Annotated in this window: 1 pseudogene; it reads right to left on the minus strand. The window is 72.4% G+C overall.

Features of this window, described 5'->3' with window-relative positions:
- A pseudogene (locus tag IH54_RS0138740) lies at positions 1-642 on the minus strand (hypothetical protein); the annotation flags it as partial.
- Positions 643-691 lie beyond the last annotated feature (49 nt).

The following is a 691-nucleotide window of genomic DNA, read 5'->3' on the forward strand; positions in this document are numbered from 1 at the left end:
CAGGTCGCGGGCTTCCTGGCCGAGGCCGCGTTCCATCAGCGACATGGCCTTGATCTGGCGTCCGTCGAGCAGGCGGTTGCCGATGCCGCGGTGTGCGGCCATCGCTTCGGCGGCGTCCGTCCAGCGGCCGGTCCGTGCCAAGGCCCGCGCGCCGTCCGTCATGAGGGCGAGCCAGAGCTCGCGGACGATCCTGCAGTGGTCCGCATCCGAGGTGGTGAGGGCAGAGAGGTCGACGCCGTGGCCATGGATCTCGGCACTGCCTCGGGCAACAGCGGCACGGTGGAGCCGGCCGAGTACGTCGTAGGCGGCTTCGCCGTCGCCCGCGCGGGTCAGCAGGCGGGAGACGTTGATCAGGGGCATGAGCGACATCGACGCGACATCGCCGGTGAGGCGTCCTGCGTCGGCGAAGGCGGCGTGCTGCCGCCAGCACAGCTCGGCCGCGAACTCGGGCATGCAGACGTCGGAGGCGATCAGTGCGGCCATGTTGAGGATCCCGCAGGTGCGGGCCACCGTGTCGCGGTGGTCGGCGCCTGCGGGCGCGACAGCCGCCCGGGTGAGGTGGGCGACGCGCTGGTCCAGCGGTAACGCAGGCCGCTTGGGACGGCGGACCAGCGGGATGCGGCGTGCTATCGCGGGGAGCATCCGCGGTCAGCTCTTGCGGGGCCAGTCGACGACCAGGCGGCTGTGCGCC

The sequence above is a fragment of the Streptomyces sp. NRRL F-5123 genome, assembly GCF_000721495.1.
Lineage (GTDB): Bacteria > Actinomycetota > Actinomycetes > Streptomycetales > Streptomycetaceae > Actinacidiphila.